Genomic DNA, 15,829 nt, shown 5'->3' on the forward strand with positions numbered 1-15,829 from the left:
TAGCGTATCTAATATTCAGTCTCGCGTATACCCGTCGATTGTTTGACACTTACGGATCTACTGCAGCCTGGCGAACATTCTCAGTCTCGAGCCGTCGGGGGACGCACAAAAAAACCGCTGCCGGATCCGCTTTCGCGATGGCCTCCTGCTGGAGGGACTTGAGCGAAAGCGTACGGAGCGGATTTTGGTTCAGGCGTATAAATTTATCTTGATGCTTTATTCGTCGCAGTCTTCGCAGTATGCGTCGGACATGCTTCTTTCATGACGGAGCGTGTTTACGCCGCAGCCGTCGATGCAGACCATGGCATCGTCGGGAAGATGAGGCGATTCGACGAAGGTCAGCGCCGGGTAAGGCTGATCGACGAAATTGCTGAAGACTTCCAGGAACTCGTCGCGCAGTTCGATGTCAACCAGATAGACGGTGAATTTCAGAATGTGATCAAAACGCAGATCGAACTGGTGCAGGACATCGGTCACCGCGTAGCAGGCGGAAACGCACTGGTCGTGGAACGTGGATCCTTTTCCGATCTGACCGGAAAGGTAGAAGAAATCGCCTAGCTGAACCATGCTGGAGACGCAGTCGTACTGGCTCATCGGTTCGCCGGTCTTTAAAAACAGATTCATTCGTAATCCTCCTCCATATCGTCGCTGCTGGAGATAAGAACCTCCCTGGGTCGGCTTCCCTGCGAAGGGCCGATCACGCCGTTGGCTTCAAGCTGGTCCATGACGCGTGCGCTGCGGGCGTAGCCGATGCGAAAGCGCCGCTGGATCAGGGACGTACTGGCTTTCTTGCTGACGATAACGAAATTTCTTATTTCATTATACAAGGGGTCTTCTTCAAACGATTCGCCATCCATCGGATTGTTTTTCGTTTCCTTGAGCAGAAGGAACGTTTCCTCATATTCCGGCTGCGCCTGCTGGCGGACGTAGTCGCAGATGGCTTCCACTTCCTGATCCTGGATGAAAACACCCTGAATTCGCTTAGGCGAAGTGGCGCCGTTATCGAGGAAAAGCATGTCGCCATAGCCAAGCAGTTTCTCGGCGCCGGACTGGTCGAGAATCGTCCGGGAGTCCGGTCGGGAGGAAACCATGAAGGCGATACGGCTTGGAATGTTGGCTTTGATGACGCCGGTAATGACGTTGACCGAGGGTCGCTGTGTGGCGACGATCAGATGAATGCCGGCGGCACGGGCGAGCTGGGTAATGCGCTGGATCGACTGTTCGACATCCTTGCTGGCGGCAAGCATCAGGTCAGCCAGCTCGTCGATGATGACGACGATGCGCGGCATTTTCTGCAGCTCTTCTTTCGGGTGGCGGCGAACGTATTCGTTGTAGCCGGCCAGGTTGCGAACGCGTACGGCTTCAAAGCGGGAATAGCGCTCATCCATCATGTCGACGATAATTTTGAGCGCGCCCGAAGCGAGCGCCGGATCGGTGATAACCGGCGAGAGCAGATGCGGAATGCCGTTAAAAGGCGTGAATTCGACTTTTTTCGGGTCAATCAGCAGAAGCTTCACTTCATCGGGATGGGTACGCATGAGCAGCGAACAGATGATCGAGTTGACGCAGACGGACTTACCGGAACCGGTCGCGCCCGCGATCAGAAGGTGCGGCATGCGATCGAGTCGTCCGTAAATGTTTTCGCCCATCAGATCCTTGCCGAGCGTAAAGAGCAGCGGATGCGAGGCTTCCGATTTGGGAATGCCGGCGATGAGCTCGCACATGCTGACGGTGGTCTTTTCTTCGTTGGGCACTTCAATACCCACCGCGCTCTTGCCGGGGATCGGCGCTTCGACACGGATGTCCTTAGCAGCCAGCGCCATCTTGATGTCGTTTTGCAGATTCACGAACGTGTTGACGCGAACGCCCTGTCCGGGAATGACTTCAAATTCGGTAACGGAAGGACCGATATGAATTTCGCCAAGACTCGCTTCGACTCCAAATTCCTGCAGGATGCGAATGAGCGTGTCCCCGCGTTCGGCGGCGCTTTTCTGGTTGATAGTGCTTTTTCGATTTTGCTTCATTTCCTGAAGCAGGCTGATCGGCGGCAGCACATAGCCGTCCGCTTTCGGGGAAAGATCCAGCGGTTCGGCTTCGTAGCGAACCGGCTTGTTTTCTCGAGAAGACGGGGTGCGGCTGGAAGCTGCCGCTTTTTTTCTGGACGGTTTTACCTCGCCCAGCTGATCGGTCATGTCTTTGACCGTTCCGTTTACAGCGGAGCTGCTCAGATCGGGCGCCGTTTCCTGCACGGAGCGCGTTCTGCGCCGGCGCGGCAGTCTTTCGGCATTTGCCAAATCCGATGGGGCCTCGTTTCGGGGATCTTCATAAAGCGATTCATCCGAAAAGTCGGAGGAACGACTGTTCTGGCTCTGAGCCGCTGCTGCGCCACCCGCACCGGCTGTTACACCAGCCGCGGCACCTGCAGCTGCAGCGCCAAGTGCCGCTGCGGCCGCATTCTGACTCTGCGACTGCGCATTCAGACCCGTCTGGGCAAGCTGCATGGCCTGTGCGGCCATCTGTCCAGTCCGCTGTCCTGCCGCTGTGACGGGCTGCGCAGTTCCATCGAGCCGACTGGATGCGCGCATCTCCGCTTCTCTTTGGCGGCGACGCGCGGCGCGGCTGGGAAGCCGACCCTGACGAATGTCGGTTTCTCTTGTCTGTTCCTCGGCCATCTCCAGAACCGGGGCAGGATCGGCCGAAGTGGATGCTTCCACAAAATCCGGGTCGGCGACAAGATCCGAATACGCACGCTGTTCGACAAGACCATTCATGGAAAAGGCGCTGGGATGGGATCTGCCCTTCTCGATGTACTCTCCGTTTTCGTCATACAGACGCTGGAGTTCGTCCTTGTCGATTGGACGGCCCTGCATGGACGCGTCATTGCGATCGTCATAGCGAAGAAGAATCGGATTGCCTTCTTCGTCGTAGTCTTTATCCACATTCGAAAGGGTGACCCAGTCGAGAATGCGGTGATGCAGACTGGAGAAAAAATCGGCGATCCGGCCAAAGAAGCCCGCGATGCCTTTTCGCTGCGGTTTGTTTTTGGCCATTCCGGCTCTTGAACGAGCGGCACGGGAAGCCGTTCTGTGATGGAGCCAGCCACCAACACGATCGGAAATGGTTTCCTCATCCTGCTCATCGTACTCTTCATTGGAATAGCCGTCTGGGCCAATTTCCGTCAGGGAGCCGCCTGTCAGATCGGGCTGGCCCTGTCCCTGCAGGCGGGTCGATTCAACAAGATCGTCTGGGGAAGCATCGGCTTGCACGGTTTCCGGCTGCGGGGCCTGTCCATACGGCTGACGGGGCGGACGCTTTTTCGGTTCTTCTTTTTTAGGGACGTCCTCTTCATCGAGATCGCTTTTGGGCCAGCGCAGCAGACCTCCAAGCGAAGTGCGGCGGACGCCCTGGAATCCTTTTTCCGTATCGGTATCTTCTTTGGGCTTTCGATCGGTCAGCAGCAGACGCCACCAGTTCCAGCCGATCAGTAAAATGCCCAGAATCAGAAACGCGAAATCAAAGAACATCGCTCCGGTTCGCGAGAAAAACATGGAAAACACGGTAGCCAGCAGCGCACCGAGAAGGCCGCAGCTGCTCGTAAAGCTCATCGATCCAAACTGGCCGAGACTGGCCACCAGAATGGAAAACGGCTGGGTAACGTTCGTGTCGGTCACCTGCTGGAGACCGTTGGTCATCATCCAGAACGCCGCCAGAAAGCCAAAGCCGACCATCATGCGAACGGATACTTTTTTCTTGCCCAGCGTCAGGACCCAGTACAGGCCATAGCCCATGAAAAAAATGAGCAGGCCATAGGAGAAGCTGCCGACCAGCAGCTGAAGCACTTCCTGCAAAAAGCTGCCGACCAGGCCTAAGGAAAACAGAACCATCGTACAGATCACCCACGAGAAGATGATCAGTACGCAGATCCAGAACGTATTCAGAGAAAACACAGACGTTTTCCCGGTTTGTCGCTTGGAAGACGATGCGGAGGATTTTTTTGAAGACGGGCTGCGTCTGGACGCACTCTTTTTTGAAGCCATAGTCCCTCCCTTTCTTAGTCCTCTTGGTATAAGGACGATTTTCCCTGCCCTTTTCGTCTCTTTTTGAAACTGAAAAAAGAGATTCCCTGTTTCTGTATATCCTCAGCCTGCATTGCGACTGAGGAAAAAAGGCGTGGAGTAAATGCAGTGTATTTATCTTATAACGAACCAAAGCGGAAAAAAAAGACGGATTGCGTACGGCACAAACTGCCTGCGCGCAATCCATTCTTTCCATTCGTTTTGATTCAGTAAATCCCTTGGGAGAACTCCTTCGGATTATCTGCCAAATCTTTGGATTTCAGCTTTTTCTAAAGGGATCCTTTGGGGTTGAGTTCGAGAATAACCGGTAAAATCATCGGGCGCTTTGCGGTCTGCTTGAAGACGTAGCGGGCCACTTTTTCGCGGATGATTGAGCGGCATTCCATATTGTCGTATTTATGGGCATCGACCATTTCCTTAATGGTGTCTTCCATAATCCGGGTCACTTCCCGGGTCAGGTACTCGGCATCGCGTACATAGACGAGGCCGCGGGTCTGAATGTCCGGTCCGTTAATAATCTTCTTCGTGCGGAAATCGAGACCGATCGCCAGAACCATGACGCCGTCGGTCGAAAGAATTTCACGGTCTTTCAGAACGACGCCGGCCATGTCCCAGTTGGCGTTGCCATCTACGAGCGTTTCGTGCAGTTCGATCGTATCGAGACCCGGCTGCAGTTCGCCGTTAATAAAGGTGGCGATTTCGCCGTTGTCGAGAATCACAATTCGCTCGGCGGGAATGTTCATTTCTTCCGCCAGCATCGCGTTCGCGCACAACATGCGGTATGCGCCCTTGATCGGAATGTAGTACTTCGGATCACACATGAAGATGACCATCTTCAGATCTTCCTTGGACGGATGCATGCCCAGAACGTTGCGGTCGATTTTCACGATCGTACCCTGACGCTTGTAAATGTCGTTTTCCATACTCTTGAAGTCTTTTTCAACACCTGGAACGAGCGGGGTAGCAACGACGATCACATCGTCATCGTGGAATTCGACATCGTCGACTTCGTTGTTGGCGATATTGCTCATCAGCTGGAACAGGGCTCTTCCCTGTCCGGAAATGATGACCACGACATCTTCGCACTGATCGATCTGGGAAACCGGAACAACGAGTTCAGACGGAACGGCATCGGTAATGCTTTCCAGACCGGCGATCAGTTTCTTGAGCTCATCGGAATAGAAGCACATCTTGCGCTTGCGTGCGATGCAGCAGCGGATAAGTTCCTGAATGCGGTAAACGGACTGCGTGTAAATTTCCACGAAAATCCGCTGTTTTTCATGCTGGTCGAGTACCTTTTCAAAATACGGGGTAACCCGATGATTTGGCGAGGTATGAAGGGCATGTTCCGCGCCTTTGGAATCCTGCAGGAGGATGAGGACGCCGTCGTTTTTAAAACGGGTCGCAAAGGAGTAGTCGCCCTGGTACGCCTGGGAAATGTCGTCGTAGTCGGCGATGAATTCGCCGGAGTAGACGATATAGCCATGGGCGGTACGGATGCCAAAACCGTACGTCTGCGGATAGGAGTGGGTAATCGGGAAGAAGACGACCTGTCTTCCGCCGATTGTCCGGGTATCCTGCCGCTTGACGGTCTTGATCTTGACGCCGGTAATTTTGTTTTTGCGCAGCAGTTCCTCCACTACGCGGCCGGTAAAGTCGCTGACGAAAATATCGGCTTTGATTTCTTTTAAAAGATAAGGCAGCGCGCCCATGACGTCGTCATGGCCATGGGTGATCAGAATGCCTTTGATCTGTTTTTCGTGTTCCTTGAGATAGGAGAAGTCGGGGACGATGCATTCTACGCCCAGACTGGCATTATCGTTCGGAAATTTCAGGCCGCATTCCACGATGTACATATCACCGTTGATTTCAATGACCATCAAGTTCTTTCCGTCTTCATCCAGCCCGCCCAGCGCAAACAGTCGAACGACTTCGTCTTTTTTTAATTCTGCTTCTGCCATATTGTGGCACCTCCGCAATTGCGCGATTCCTGCCGGTTGAGGCAGAAAATTTTTCGCATACTAAAAATTTCGTACAAATTGAACGTTTTCTATTATTTACAGTATAACATTCGCCGTCCTGGCCTACGCTTTACGACCGTTGAGCGAGAAGGTGTGGGCTTCGGTGATGACGACATCGACGATATCGCCTTCCTGAGCCTGATCCGCGGAGAAGTTTACAGGTATCCCGTGACGGCTGTAGCCGGAGAAGACGTTCGGATTCTTTTTCGACGGGCCGTCGACCAGAACGGAGACGGTCTTTCCGATGTATTTCTGGTGGTTTTCAAGCGCAAATTCATTCCAGAGCGCGTTCAGGCGCTGCAGCCGTTCCTTTTTGACGGAAAGCGGTGTTCCGTCTTCGAGCTTAGCGGCCGGCGTTCCAGGTCTTGGCGAATAAATAAAGGTATAGGCGTTGTCAAAGCGGCAGGCGCGTACGAGATCGAGCGTATGTTCAAACGCTTCTTCGCTCTCGCCAGGAAAGCCGACAATAATATCGGTCGAGATGGCCGCATCCGGAATTTTCTTCTTAATGTCCTGATACAGTTCCAGGTATTCCTTCGATGTGTAGCGACGGCCCATGCGGCGCAGAATTTCATCGTCGCCACTCTGCAAAGGCAAATGAATGAACGGCAGCAGGTTATCGTAGCGGGCGATGACATCGATCATTTCTCGCGAGAAATCCCATGGGTGGCTGGTCATGAAGCGGATGCGTTCGATGCCGGTTTTGGCGGCTTCTTCGAGAAGTCCCGCAAAATCCATTTCCCCATCCAGGTCTTTCCCGTAGGCATTGACGTTCTGACCGAGCAGGGTGATTTCCTTATAACCGAGTTTTTTCAGCGTTTCGATTTCCGCGAGGATATCCTTAGCCGAGCGGGAGCGCTGACGGCCGCGCGTATACGGTACGATGCAGTACGTACAGAACTTGTCGCAGCCGTACATGATGTTGATGAGGCCTTTGTAGCGGCCGCTTCGATGTTCGGGAAGGTCTTCGTAAATTTCGCCTTCGCGCGAGTAGACTTCTACGACTTTTTCGCCGTTTGTGGCGCGTTCGAGATATTCGGGAAGGTTTGCGAAGTTATGGGTTCCGAAAATCAGATGAACCCACGGGTATTTTTCGAGCAGCGTGCGGGTGAACTGCTCTTCCTGCACCATGCAGCCGCAGACACCGATGATCGTATCCGGCTTGGATTTGAAGTGCTTTTTGTGCGAGCCGACTTCGCCAAGAACGTTATTGGCCGCGTTTTCCCGAATGCCGCACGTATTCATTAAAATCAGATCCGCGGTCGCCGAATCGGCAGCTGGGGTGTATCCGCACGCTTCAAGAATGCCGGCGAGGTTTTCGCTGTCGCGCTCATTGGCCTGACAGCCGTAGGTGGAAATAAAATACGTTTTATTCTGGCCGATCTGCTTCTGGGCATCGCTCAGTTCCATGCCACGATAGGTCGGGGAGCTTTTTTCGATGCGTCTGGCCGCTTTTTTAGCATCTGGAAGATGCCAGGCGGGTTTAATTTTTATGCTCACAGTAGTCTCCTGTCTTTGTTTTCTGTTTGTGTTCTGTTTATCTTTGATGTTCTGCTTTATGGTTTACGCGTTCTGGACCAGACGGCCCTGCGCAGCGTTTTGAACGGGTATGTTTCGAGGCTGGATTGATCCTCGAACAGGCAATCGAAATCCCGCTTTTCTTTTGAAAAGCGAGCCGATATTTCGAGATTGTATTCCTTTAAGGGAGAAATGACAAAGTGCCCCGTATGGACTGGGATCTTTGCGATAAATGGCACTGTTGTTCTGGATCTGTGTTCGATCGGTGCTGGATACAGACTGGATTTCTGGGGGGGTGACCTTATGTCAGAAAAGTCCTGCGTCTGGATTGTCTTAACGGTTGAAGGACAGTCTTCCTCTATTTAAGGGACGTTCGGAGAATGGCTCCGTGATCCGAACGGAGAGAGAAAGAAAACTGCTCTGCTTCTTTGCCGGATTTATCCGAGTTTTTCCGAGTCTTTGTCGGGTCTTCCCCTGCTTTTTTTCTGATGTTTCCCTGTGCCTTTTGGGAATGCGTCCGTTTTTATTGTAGACGAAAAGCCGTTATAAAAAGCCGCCTTTGCGGGGCGGCTTTGATATTCGTTATTTCGCTATTTCCTGTGCACGGACTTCACGAATTACGTTCACTTTGATCTGTCCGGGATAAGTCAGTTCAGATTCAATTTTGTCACGGATCGCCCTGGCCATTTTAACACAGGCCGTATCGCTCACCTGTTCGGGAACAACCATGATGCGGATCTCGCGGCCGGCTTGAATGGCATAAGCGTTGGAAACACCTTCAAATTCATTGGCGATTTTTTCCAGGTTTTCGAGACGTTCCACGTAGGCCTGCGCGGATTCCTTACGGGCTCCTGGGCGAGCGGCGGAAATGGTATCGGCGGCAATGACCAGATGGGAGGTCAGGAATTTTGGTTCGGTATCGCCATGATGAGATGCGATCGCATTAAGAACGATTTCTTTTTCACCATGCTTCTTGCAGAATTTGTAACCCAGCTCCACGTGGCTGCCTTCCTGCTGGTCGACATTGAGTGCTTTACCGATGTCGTGCAGAAGACCGGCACGTTTCGCCATATGCTGGTTGAGCCCCAGCTCAGCTGCCATCGTTCCGGCAATCAGGGCGACTTCAATGGAATGCTGGAGCGCATTCTGGCCATAGGAGAAACGGTATTTCAGCGTACCGATCAGACGAACGATTTCGCGATCGATGCGGCCGATGCCAAGCTTGAATACAGTTTCTTCGCCTGCCTTGAGAATCTCAGCCTCGACTTCATGCTGGAATTTCTTAACGGCGTCCTCAATTCGTCCTGGCTGGATGCGTCCGTCTCGAATGAGATATTCGAGGGCGAGTCTGGCCACTTCTCGACGAATCGGGTTGAAGCAGGTAATGGTGATCAGATCCGGCGTATCATCAATGTTCAGCTCAACACCCGTGGCCTGTTCAAAGGCACGGATATTGCGGCCCTCACGTCCGATAATTCTTCCCTTCATTTCTTCACTGGGAATCTGGACGACAGCGACCGTACGGTCCATCGTTTCCTGCTGGGCCATGCGTTCGATGCTTAAGGCGATGATTTCCTGCGCTTTCTGGTTCGCCTGCGATTTGGCTTCATCTTCTTTTTCCTTGATGTAAGCCATCGTTTCGTGTTCCATCTGCTTTTCGACAAGGGCGAAGAGCTCGTCTTTCGCTTCCTGACTGGTCATCCGGGCTACGCCCTCGAGGACTTCGATCTGTCGGTCAATTTCCTGCTGAAGCTGCTTTTCCTTATCTTCTAAGGAAAGAAGGCGATCATTGGCCTTCTTCATCTGCGCGCTCAGTTCCTTCTCCTTCTGGTTCAGAGACTGATCGCGGAAATTTAAGCTGTCTTCACGACGCAGAAGGGCGTTTTCAAGATCGACGGCTTCCTGCCGGCGGTCCTTAATTTCCTTTTCTGCTTCTACTTTCAGATCGTGTACTTGGGTTTTCCCGTCAAGTACTGCCTGTTTCAGTCTGGCTTCCGCTTCGCGGTTCGCCTGTTCAAGAATCTGATTTGCCTGCTGCTGATTTTTGTTAAGACCTGCTTTGGAAAGAGCGGCCATCAGGCCGATTCCCAGGACAAGTCCGATTATCCCGGATAGAGAAATCCATAAGGCATTCATTTATTTCTCTGTCCCTTCATAAAATAAAGCATTTCAATTATAGCAAATCCGGTCTTTTTGTCTATGTACCCATATTTCAGACAAATTTTAGGAAGATATTCGTTCAAAAATGGAACGATTGTGTACCAATACAGCGAACAGGTTCTGGGCAAATCCGCCAGAATCCGGCTGTAAATCGTCTGATTTCCCCTTTTTTCTCTTTTTCGACCGATCGGTATGATTGCGTTTTTTCAAAAAATCAGACCGGACTACATTTTTCGTGGCCAATCGTTCCTGTTTCTGTCCGGCAGACAATTCGCCTTGGATCGGGTGTAAAATGCGCAAGTTTTGCAATGTATGGAAAACCGTCTGAATCTTTGCGGTTCAGACGGTGCATAAGGCAGATTATCGATTGAAACTGCGCTTTTCGCATTTACGAAAGCATGCAAAAGAGCATATTTCTGGATTGGTTTTGTTATTGAGCGGGGAGCGGATTGATCTCGGTGTCGACGCTCAGACGAACCGCGAGCCACGCCTGGCTGAGGGCGGAAGCCGCGTCATTAATATCTTTCTGCGTACGGGCAGTATTGTCCTGATCGGCAAGAATGTTCGCAGCGACGGTCCGTTTTTCAATCAGCGTGGACCATGCCGCATTGGACTGGAATTTGTCGGCACTTACGCTGCTCGCATCCGTATAGGCCGTCTGCAGTACGGAGTAGTCGAGTACGACAGGTTCCGGTTCCGGCTCTTGAGGCTGAACGGGGTTATCGTCTGCGTCGACCCAAACTTTGGCATCGGCTTTGGTGAGGGTTTCCATGTCTTCCTTAGTTTTTACGCCCTCAAAAAGCTTGACGGATTTGAACCGATAGGCGGAGACGCGATCGGTATTTTCCGGATCGGTACCGATGGAAAGCGGATAGTTTGTCGCCTTGATTCCGCCCGTTCCACTCATGGATCCACGATAGCTCGAGCCATCGTTGAAGACGAAGAAGAGCTCCTTCGTTTCGGCATCGTAACCGGCAAGAACTGTATGGACACGATTGGAGTAATCGGTATTTCCTGCTTCATACTCCTTCATGTTGTACGTCATCCAGTCATTCGTATTGGCTCCATAGGCGATCAGCTGGGTCGTGATTCCAAGATTCTGATAATGGTAGTCGCGTACTACAAAGCCATGGTCGCCGTTGGAAAGAATCATCTGGTATTCCATCTGATTGGCGCTTGTGTTTTCCGGCGTTTTGTATTCGATCTCAAACGTAAAGGACTTCTCGCCGTGCAGCAGATCCTTTACGGTGTTTTCCGCATTGACGTCATCAATCGCCGCGTGGCCTTTGAAATACTTGCCTTCGTTTGTGACGGTTTCGACCTGCATGCCGGTACCCATTGGATACCAGGTATTGCGGGCATGGTCATAAATCGTCGTTGTGGACTGTGCAGCGTCGGTCGTTTCATTCTGGACAGCCGGTTCAGCGGCCAGAATTGGGAAGGAAGATACAGATCCTGTCAGCATCGACACAGACAGGAGTGCAGCCATCATTGTATGTTTTTTCATAACTGGGCCTTTCTTTGTCCGATTTCCCTTACGCCCTGTCCTCTCGTAAAAATCTGGTGCTTTTGCGTACATAGAACATGGGTTGTCTGTCGTATGCGCGACCATATTCTAAATAGAGTGCATTGAAGCGCTTCGTAATTTATATTTTTGCCCGAATCAAATGAAGAAGCGCCTGAAGGTCAAAAGCCGATGCAAAACCACGCGTTTGAGAAAATGGATGGAACGTAAGACGACCGCTTTTCCTGTTCAAAATAAAAATGGGGATCCAACGCAGGATGAGGGTTTTCCTGTTTGCCCGTAAGGAAAACCATTCGTTCAAATCCCTGCGCCTGTTCTTAAAAGCCAAAAAGCAGCCGCCCGTCTGCCTTCGTCCAGGCAAACGGGAGAAATACTGGCCTTTTTATTTTATCGTTCTATACGTTTATCACGGTTGTCTTTTTCTTCTTTTCGTATTATTAAAATCGCATAGGCTTAATACTAATTGGCTATGGTACGAAATTGTTGCTTTGGTACACAATAATCCCAATTCCGGACCATACAGAAAAGGCGGTTTCTCGCACGAATGCGATACCTTCTGTGGTTTTTTGCGATCGGATCTGTCAGCACCTTCCCGTTTCTATTTGCCCGTTTCTATTTCCTTTCCCTGGATTTCAGTTTCGTGCTTCCCTGCGCTTGCTCCTGCACAACGGAAAAGGCCCGCAGGACATCAACGTCCTGCAGGCCTGTTAGAGAAAATGCGAAATGCGCAAAAAGAAAAAAGCAGAGGTCTCTCTGCTTGTTCATCCATCTGGATACTGATTATAAAAGGGACAGGAATTATTCTACTTCGACAGCCTGTCTGCCTTTGTATTTACCGCAGCTCGGGCATACTTTGTGAGCGAGTTTGAATTCGCCGCACTCCGGGCATTTTACAAGAGCGGGTTTAGTCAGTTTGTAATGGGTTCTTCTTTTTGCCTTACGGTGTTTGGAACCTCTTCTCTGCTGAACAGCCATGGTGGCACCTCCTAGTTATCCTCGAAATTAAGATCTTTGAGTTTTGCCCAGCGGGGATCTTCCTGCTGCTGGCTGTCCCCCTCATCCTGATCGGATGTAAGCGACCAGCCTTTACCGCTAGGATAGTCTTCACGGGCTAAACGGGTAATGCTCATGGGTGCTTCATATACAATCGCTTCGATCATCTCATCATTCAGATCAATCGTGTTGTTGTTCACAACGAGAATGTCTTCCTGATCGTCCGTATCCTCGAGCGGATCGAATGAGTACTCTTTTTCAGAATCGGCCTCGAAATCGTATTCGAGATCTTCTCCGGTAATCGAGTCTTCAACAATCATGAAGCCGGAGTAATGAAGGTTGCTGACAACCCTGCTGCGGCCGTCAAACTGTAAAGTGCCCTCGACGTGACACTCGGGTACGGCCAGAACAGGCGTATTCACAAACTGAGCTCCATCGAGATCGGCCAGGTCGGTATTGACTTCAAGATAGTCATCCGGCGCCGCCATAAAATCGCTTTTACGAAACTTCACGCTATTCACCTCATGTAGCATTTGATATTATAGGCAGACCCTTTTGAATTGTCAAACAAACGAAAATCTGAACAAAACGATCGAAGTGCTTTGCCATTTTGTCCTTAACTATCGTACTTTCGGCTTTTTCTGGCCGCGTTGACTCTTTGAAAAATCTGCCTGTTCAAATGTCTTGTCTGTTATGAGCCAGGGGCAAACGTCCGATATCGCGTATCGTTTTGGCTCCCTGCCGCATGCATCTTCATCATAGTCCGTGACCGTTACAAAATCGAAGGACAGACCCGAAGAGCCGGATCGGCTCTGAGAATCTGTCCATCAATTTGTGATCGGGTCTGTTTTTTTCGGTCTGTCTTCTTTGCTCAGGCTGTTTCCAGAGGCAAGAGACAGAAGGATACAGATACGGATTTTTTTATATCTTTATCTTTGCTCCAGAGCGCTTTCTCTTTGCTCTAGAGAGCTTCACTGGATTCGATTTGTGCTTACCGCTTATTTCTTGTCATCGAGTTCGGTAATGGTGATGGATTCGATGACCGGCTGATCTTCCTTGGAAATGGAGCCGTTGTTGTCGGTCGGCTTCGCGGATTCAGCAATCTGGTCTACGACATCCATGCCGCTGGTTACCGTTCCAAATGCGGCGTATTCCCCGTCGAGGCTGGACGCATCTTCCTGCACGATAAAGAACTGACTGCTGGCGGAATCCGGCTGGTTGCTTCTGGCCATGGATACGGTTCCGCGCACGTGCTTGAGGGAGTTGTCAAAACCGTTGGATTTGAATTCGCCGTAAATGCTGCGGGAGCTTCCGCCGGTTCCATCGCCGCGCGGATCGCCGCCCTGAATCATGAAGCCGTCAATAATACGGTGGAAGGTCAGGCCGTCGTAAAAGCCTTTTTCGGCCAGGTTGACAAAGTTGTCTACGGTTTCCGGAGCGATGCCTTCGTCCATGGTGAAGATGATTGGTTCATCGTAGCCGGAAATCTTGATTTCGGCCTGGTACTGCTTGCCGCCCGGTTCCGACTTGGAAGCCCGGGTAGCCACTTTGCTGGAAACGACCGATTCGGTCTGGCTGCTGGCAATGGAAGAGGTGACGCTCGATACGTCGGCGTTGCTGGTGTCGTTCGTGCTGCCGGCGCATCCGGCCGCAAGCAGAGCGGCAGCGCCCAGGCAGGCGGCTTTTGAAACAAATCTGCTGAATTTCATACTGTTTGTCCTCGCTGTTCTATCTTTTCATCGGATCCAGGATCCGTTTTTCCTTCTGATCGGATCCATCCAGATGTTTTGTCTGTTTTGATCCGTGAATTGTTCTTTTGATTTTCCTTACGCAAAAAAACGATACCGTCGTTTCTTATCCGCTTTCGGAAAATCCCCTGTCCATGGTACCTGAACGGAAACGATTTTGAAATGGGATTCACGGCTGGAAATGTATGGAATCCTCTTTTTACGGTAGACTGAACACATGATCAAAGCTGGAATCATTGCTGAATTCAATCCCTTTCATGACGGACACCGCGAAATCATTCGACGGGTACGCGAAACGCTTCATCCCGATCAGATCGTCGTGGTCCTTTCCACATGGTATTCAAGCCGCGGACTGCCTTCCCTTCTTTCTCCTCAAGAGAAAACCCGTATGGCCATCGAAGCGGGCGCCGATCTGGTGATCGCGCTGCCTGCCGCCTACGCCATGCAAAGCGCCGACTATTTTGCGCTCTACGCGATCGAAGCCCTCAAATGTGCCGGGGTCAATACGCTCTGCTTTGGATCGGAGCTCGCGGATCTGGCCGTTCTGGAAGAAAAATCCAGACAGCTGAAAATGCTCGAAGCTGTTCCCGGCCGCTCACATGTACAGAACGCCGTTTTAAACGGCATCGATCTGCGGCCAAACGATATTCTGGCGGTGCAGTACATTCGCTACGCCCGGTCGTTTGGCATGGCGGTCGTGCCGTTCCCCCGCAACTTTTCACTCAAATCCGCCACAGCGATTCGAAAAGACTTTTTCGCCAACATTCCGCAAAAAGGCGACGCGCTCTATCATCCCCGACAATCGTGGCAATCGTACTATCCGTATTTGCGGATGCAACTGCTCATGAGCGATCCGAAGCGGTTAAGCGAGTTTTTCCTTTGCGAGGAAGGCATCGAATACCGTCTGATCGAAAGCGCCAGAAAAAGCGATACGTTTGAAGGCTTTCTGAAGCATGCCGTTTCCAAAACGTATACACGGGCAAGAATACAGAGAACCTGCATGATGATTTTGATGCAGATCTCTAAAAGGGAGATGAAAGAGCATCCGTTCTTTTTTAAAGTTCTGACGCTTGGCTTCAATGACCGGGGACAGGCACTGTTAAAGTCGCTGCCCGGCGGATTGAAAGCCGCCAGCCGTATGGCCGATCTTTCCCCCTGGCTTCAGAATCTTCTCAATAAGGAAATGCGTCTGTATTCGCTGATCGATCAGAAACCAGCCGCCTGGACGCTCGTTTTACCGCACACCCTTTCTGCCTGCTCTGAATTTTCTTCCTCCAGTACAGCGGAAGCGGACGGTTCGGATGCGTCGATTCGACACGCTCTCCTGGCCGAACTTCACACGTATTTCTGTCCGGTTTTGTAACCCGATCCTTTTTCCTTTAGAAAGGAGTTTTCTATGTTTCACCGTCCTTCTTCTCACCGCCACAAAAAGGCTGTCCTCGTCTCCCTTTTCGGGGCTGCAGCTGGGCTGTCTCTGGTCTGGTACGAACACCAGCTGCCGCCCTGCCGCAAACCGAAAGTTTCACAGGAACCGTATCCTTTTGGACTGCTTCTGGGCTGTTCGGTTCACGATGACGGCAGCCTGGGGCGTGAAATGAAACTGCGCTGTCATCTGGCGATCGATCAGTATTTGCAGGGCAAATACCGCACGCTGATCATTTCTGGCGGTGCGGTCCGCAATCCGTACGTGGAAGCGGAAGTGATGGGTAACTACATTCATGAACTTTGTCCGCAGCTGCCGATCCTGCTGGAAACCCGGGCGCAGAACACCTGGGAAAACATGAAATA

The 15,829-nt window shown here is 51.5% G+C and carries 11 protein-coding genes; 2 read left to right on the forward strand and 9 right to left on the reverse strand.

The genetic code is table 11. The features are described 5' to 3' along the window. Nucleotides 1–216: 216 nt before the first annotated feature. The 9 genes from ACLUYS_RS05940 to ACLUYS_RS05980 all read right to left on the reverse strand — a co-directional run bounded on the left by ACLUYS_RS05940 (nucleotide 217) and on the right by ACLUYS_RS05980 (nucleotide 14,002). Nucleotides 217–624, reverse strand: coding sequence for a RidA family protein (locus tag ACLUYS_RS05940; RefSeq protein WP_412659372.1), 408 nt, complete (start codon nucleotides 622–624; stop codon nucleotides 217–219). Then, nucleotides 621–4,037: a DNA translocase FtsK gene (locus ACLUYS_RS05945; protein ID WP_412659373.1), complete on the reverse strand. Its 3,417-nt coding sequence runs from the start codon at nucleotides 4,035–4,037 to the stop codon at nucleotides 621–623. The genes ACLUYS_RS05940 and ACLUYS_RS05945 overlap by 4 nt, the downstream gene beginning before the upstream one ends. Before the next feature lie 308 nt (nucleotides 4,038–4,345). Next, a complete protein-coding gene (locus ACLUYS_RS05950; protein ID WP_288339265.1) occupies nucleotides 4,346–6,037 on the reverse strand; it encodes a ribonuclease J in 1,692 nt (563 codons plus the stop codon). A gap of 123 nt (nucleotides 6,038–6,160) precedes the next feature. Beyond that, nucleotides 6,161–7,591: a tRNA (N6-isopentenyl adenosine(37)-C2)-methylthiotransferase MiaB gene (gene miaB, locus ACLUYS_RS05955; protein ID WP_412659376.1), complete on the reverse strand. Its 1,431-nt coding sequence runs from the start codon at nucleotides 7,589–7,591 to the stop codon at nucleotides 6,161–6,163. 606 nt (nucleotides 7,592–8,197) lie between these two features. After that, on the reverse strand, nucleotides 8,198–9,751 hold the full coding sequence (gene rny / locus ACLUYS_RS05960; RefSeq protein WP_230266713.1) for a ribonuclease Y: 1,554 nt from the start codon (nucleotides 9,749–9,751) through the stop codon (nucleotides 8,198–8,200). Between the two features lie 454 nt (nucleotides 9,752–10,205). Next, entirely contained in the window at nucleotides 10,206–11,282 is a 1,077-nt protein-coding gene (locus ACLUYS_RS05965; protein ID WP_288339264.1) for a hypothetical protein, read from the reverse strand. Nucleotides 11,283–12,098: 816 nt separating this feature from the next. After that, nucleotides 12,099–12,275, reverse strand: a complete 177-nt coding sequence (gene rpmF / locus ACLUYS_RS05970; protein ID WP_230266711.1) for a 50S ribosomal protein L32 — start codon at nucleotides 12,273–12,275, stop codon at nucleotides 12,099–12,101. Between the two features lie 11 nt (nucleotides 12,276–12,286). Beyond that, nucleotides 12,287–12,805, reverse strand: a complete 519-nt coding sequence (locus tag ACLUYS_RS05975) for a YceD family protein (RefSeq protein WP_288339263.1) — start codon at nucleotides 12,803–12,805, stop codon at nucleotides 12,287–12,289. Between the two features lie 486 nt (nucleotides 12,806–13,291). Continuing rightward, entirely contained in the window at nucleotides 13,292–14,002 is a 711-nt protein-coding gene (locus ACLUYS_RS05980) for a peptidylprolyl isomerase (protein ID WP_255658122.1), read from the reverse strand. A 256-nt stretch (nucleotides 14,003–14,258) separates the two neighbouring features. On the opposite strand from ACLUYS_RS05980, the gene ACLUYS_RS05985 reads away from it, so the two are divergent. After that, a complete protein-coding gene (locus ACLUYS_RS05985) occupies nucleotides 14,259–15,404 on the forward strand; it encodes a nucleotidyltransferase family protein (RefSeq protein ID WP_412659374.1) in 1,146 nt (381 codons plus the stop codon). A gap of 33 nt (nucleotides 15,405–15,437) precedes the next feature. Next, the coding region (locus ACLUYS_RS05990; RefSeq protein WP_412659375.1) for a YdcF family protein at nucleotides 15,438–15,829 on the forward strand (392 nt) is incomplete at its 3' end.

Origin of the sequence: Allobaculum sp. (assembly GCF_047010065.1) — a bacterium.
GTDB classification, from domain to species: Bacteria; Bacillota_I; Bacilli_A; order Erysipelotrichales; family Erysipelotrichaceae; genus Allobaculum; species Allobaculum fili.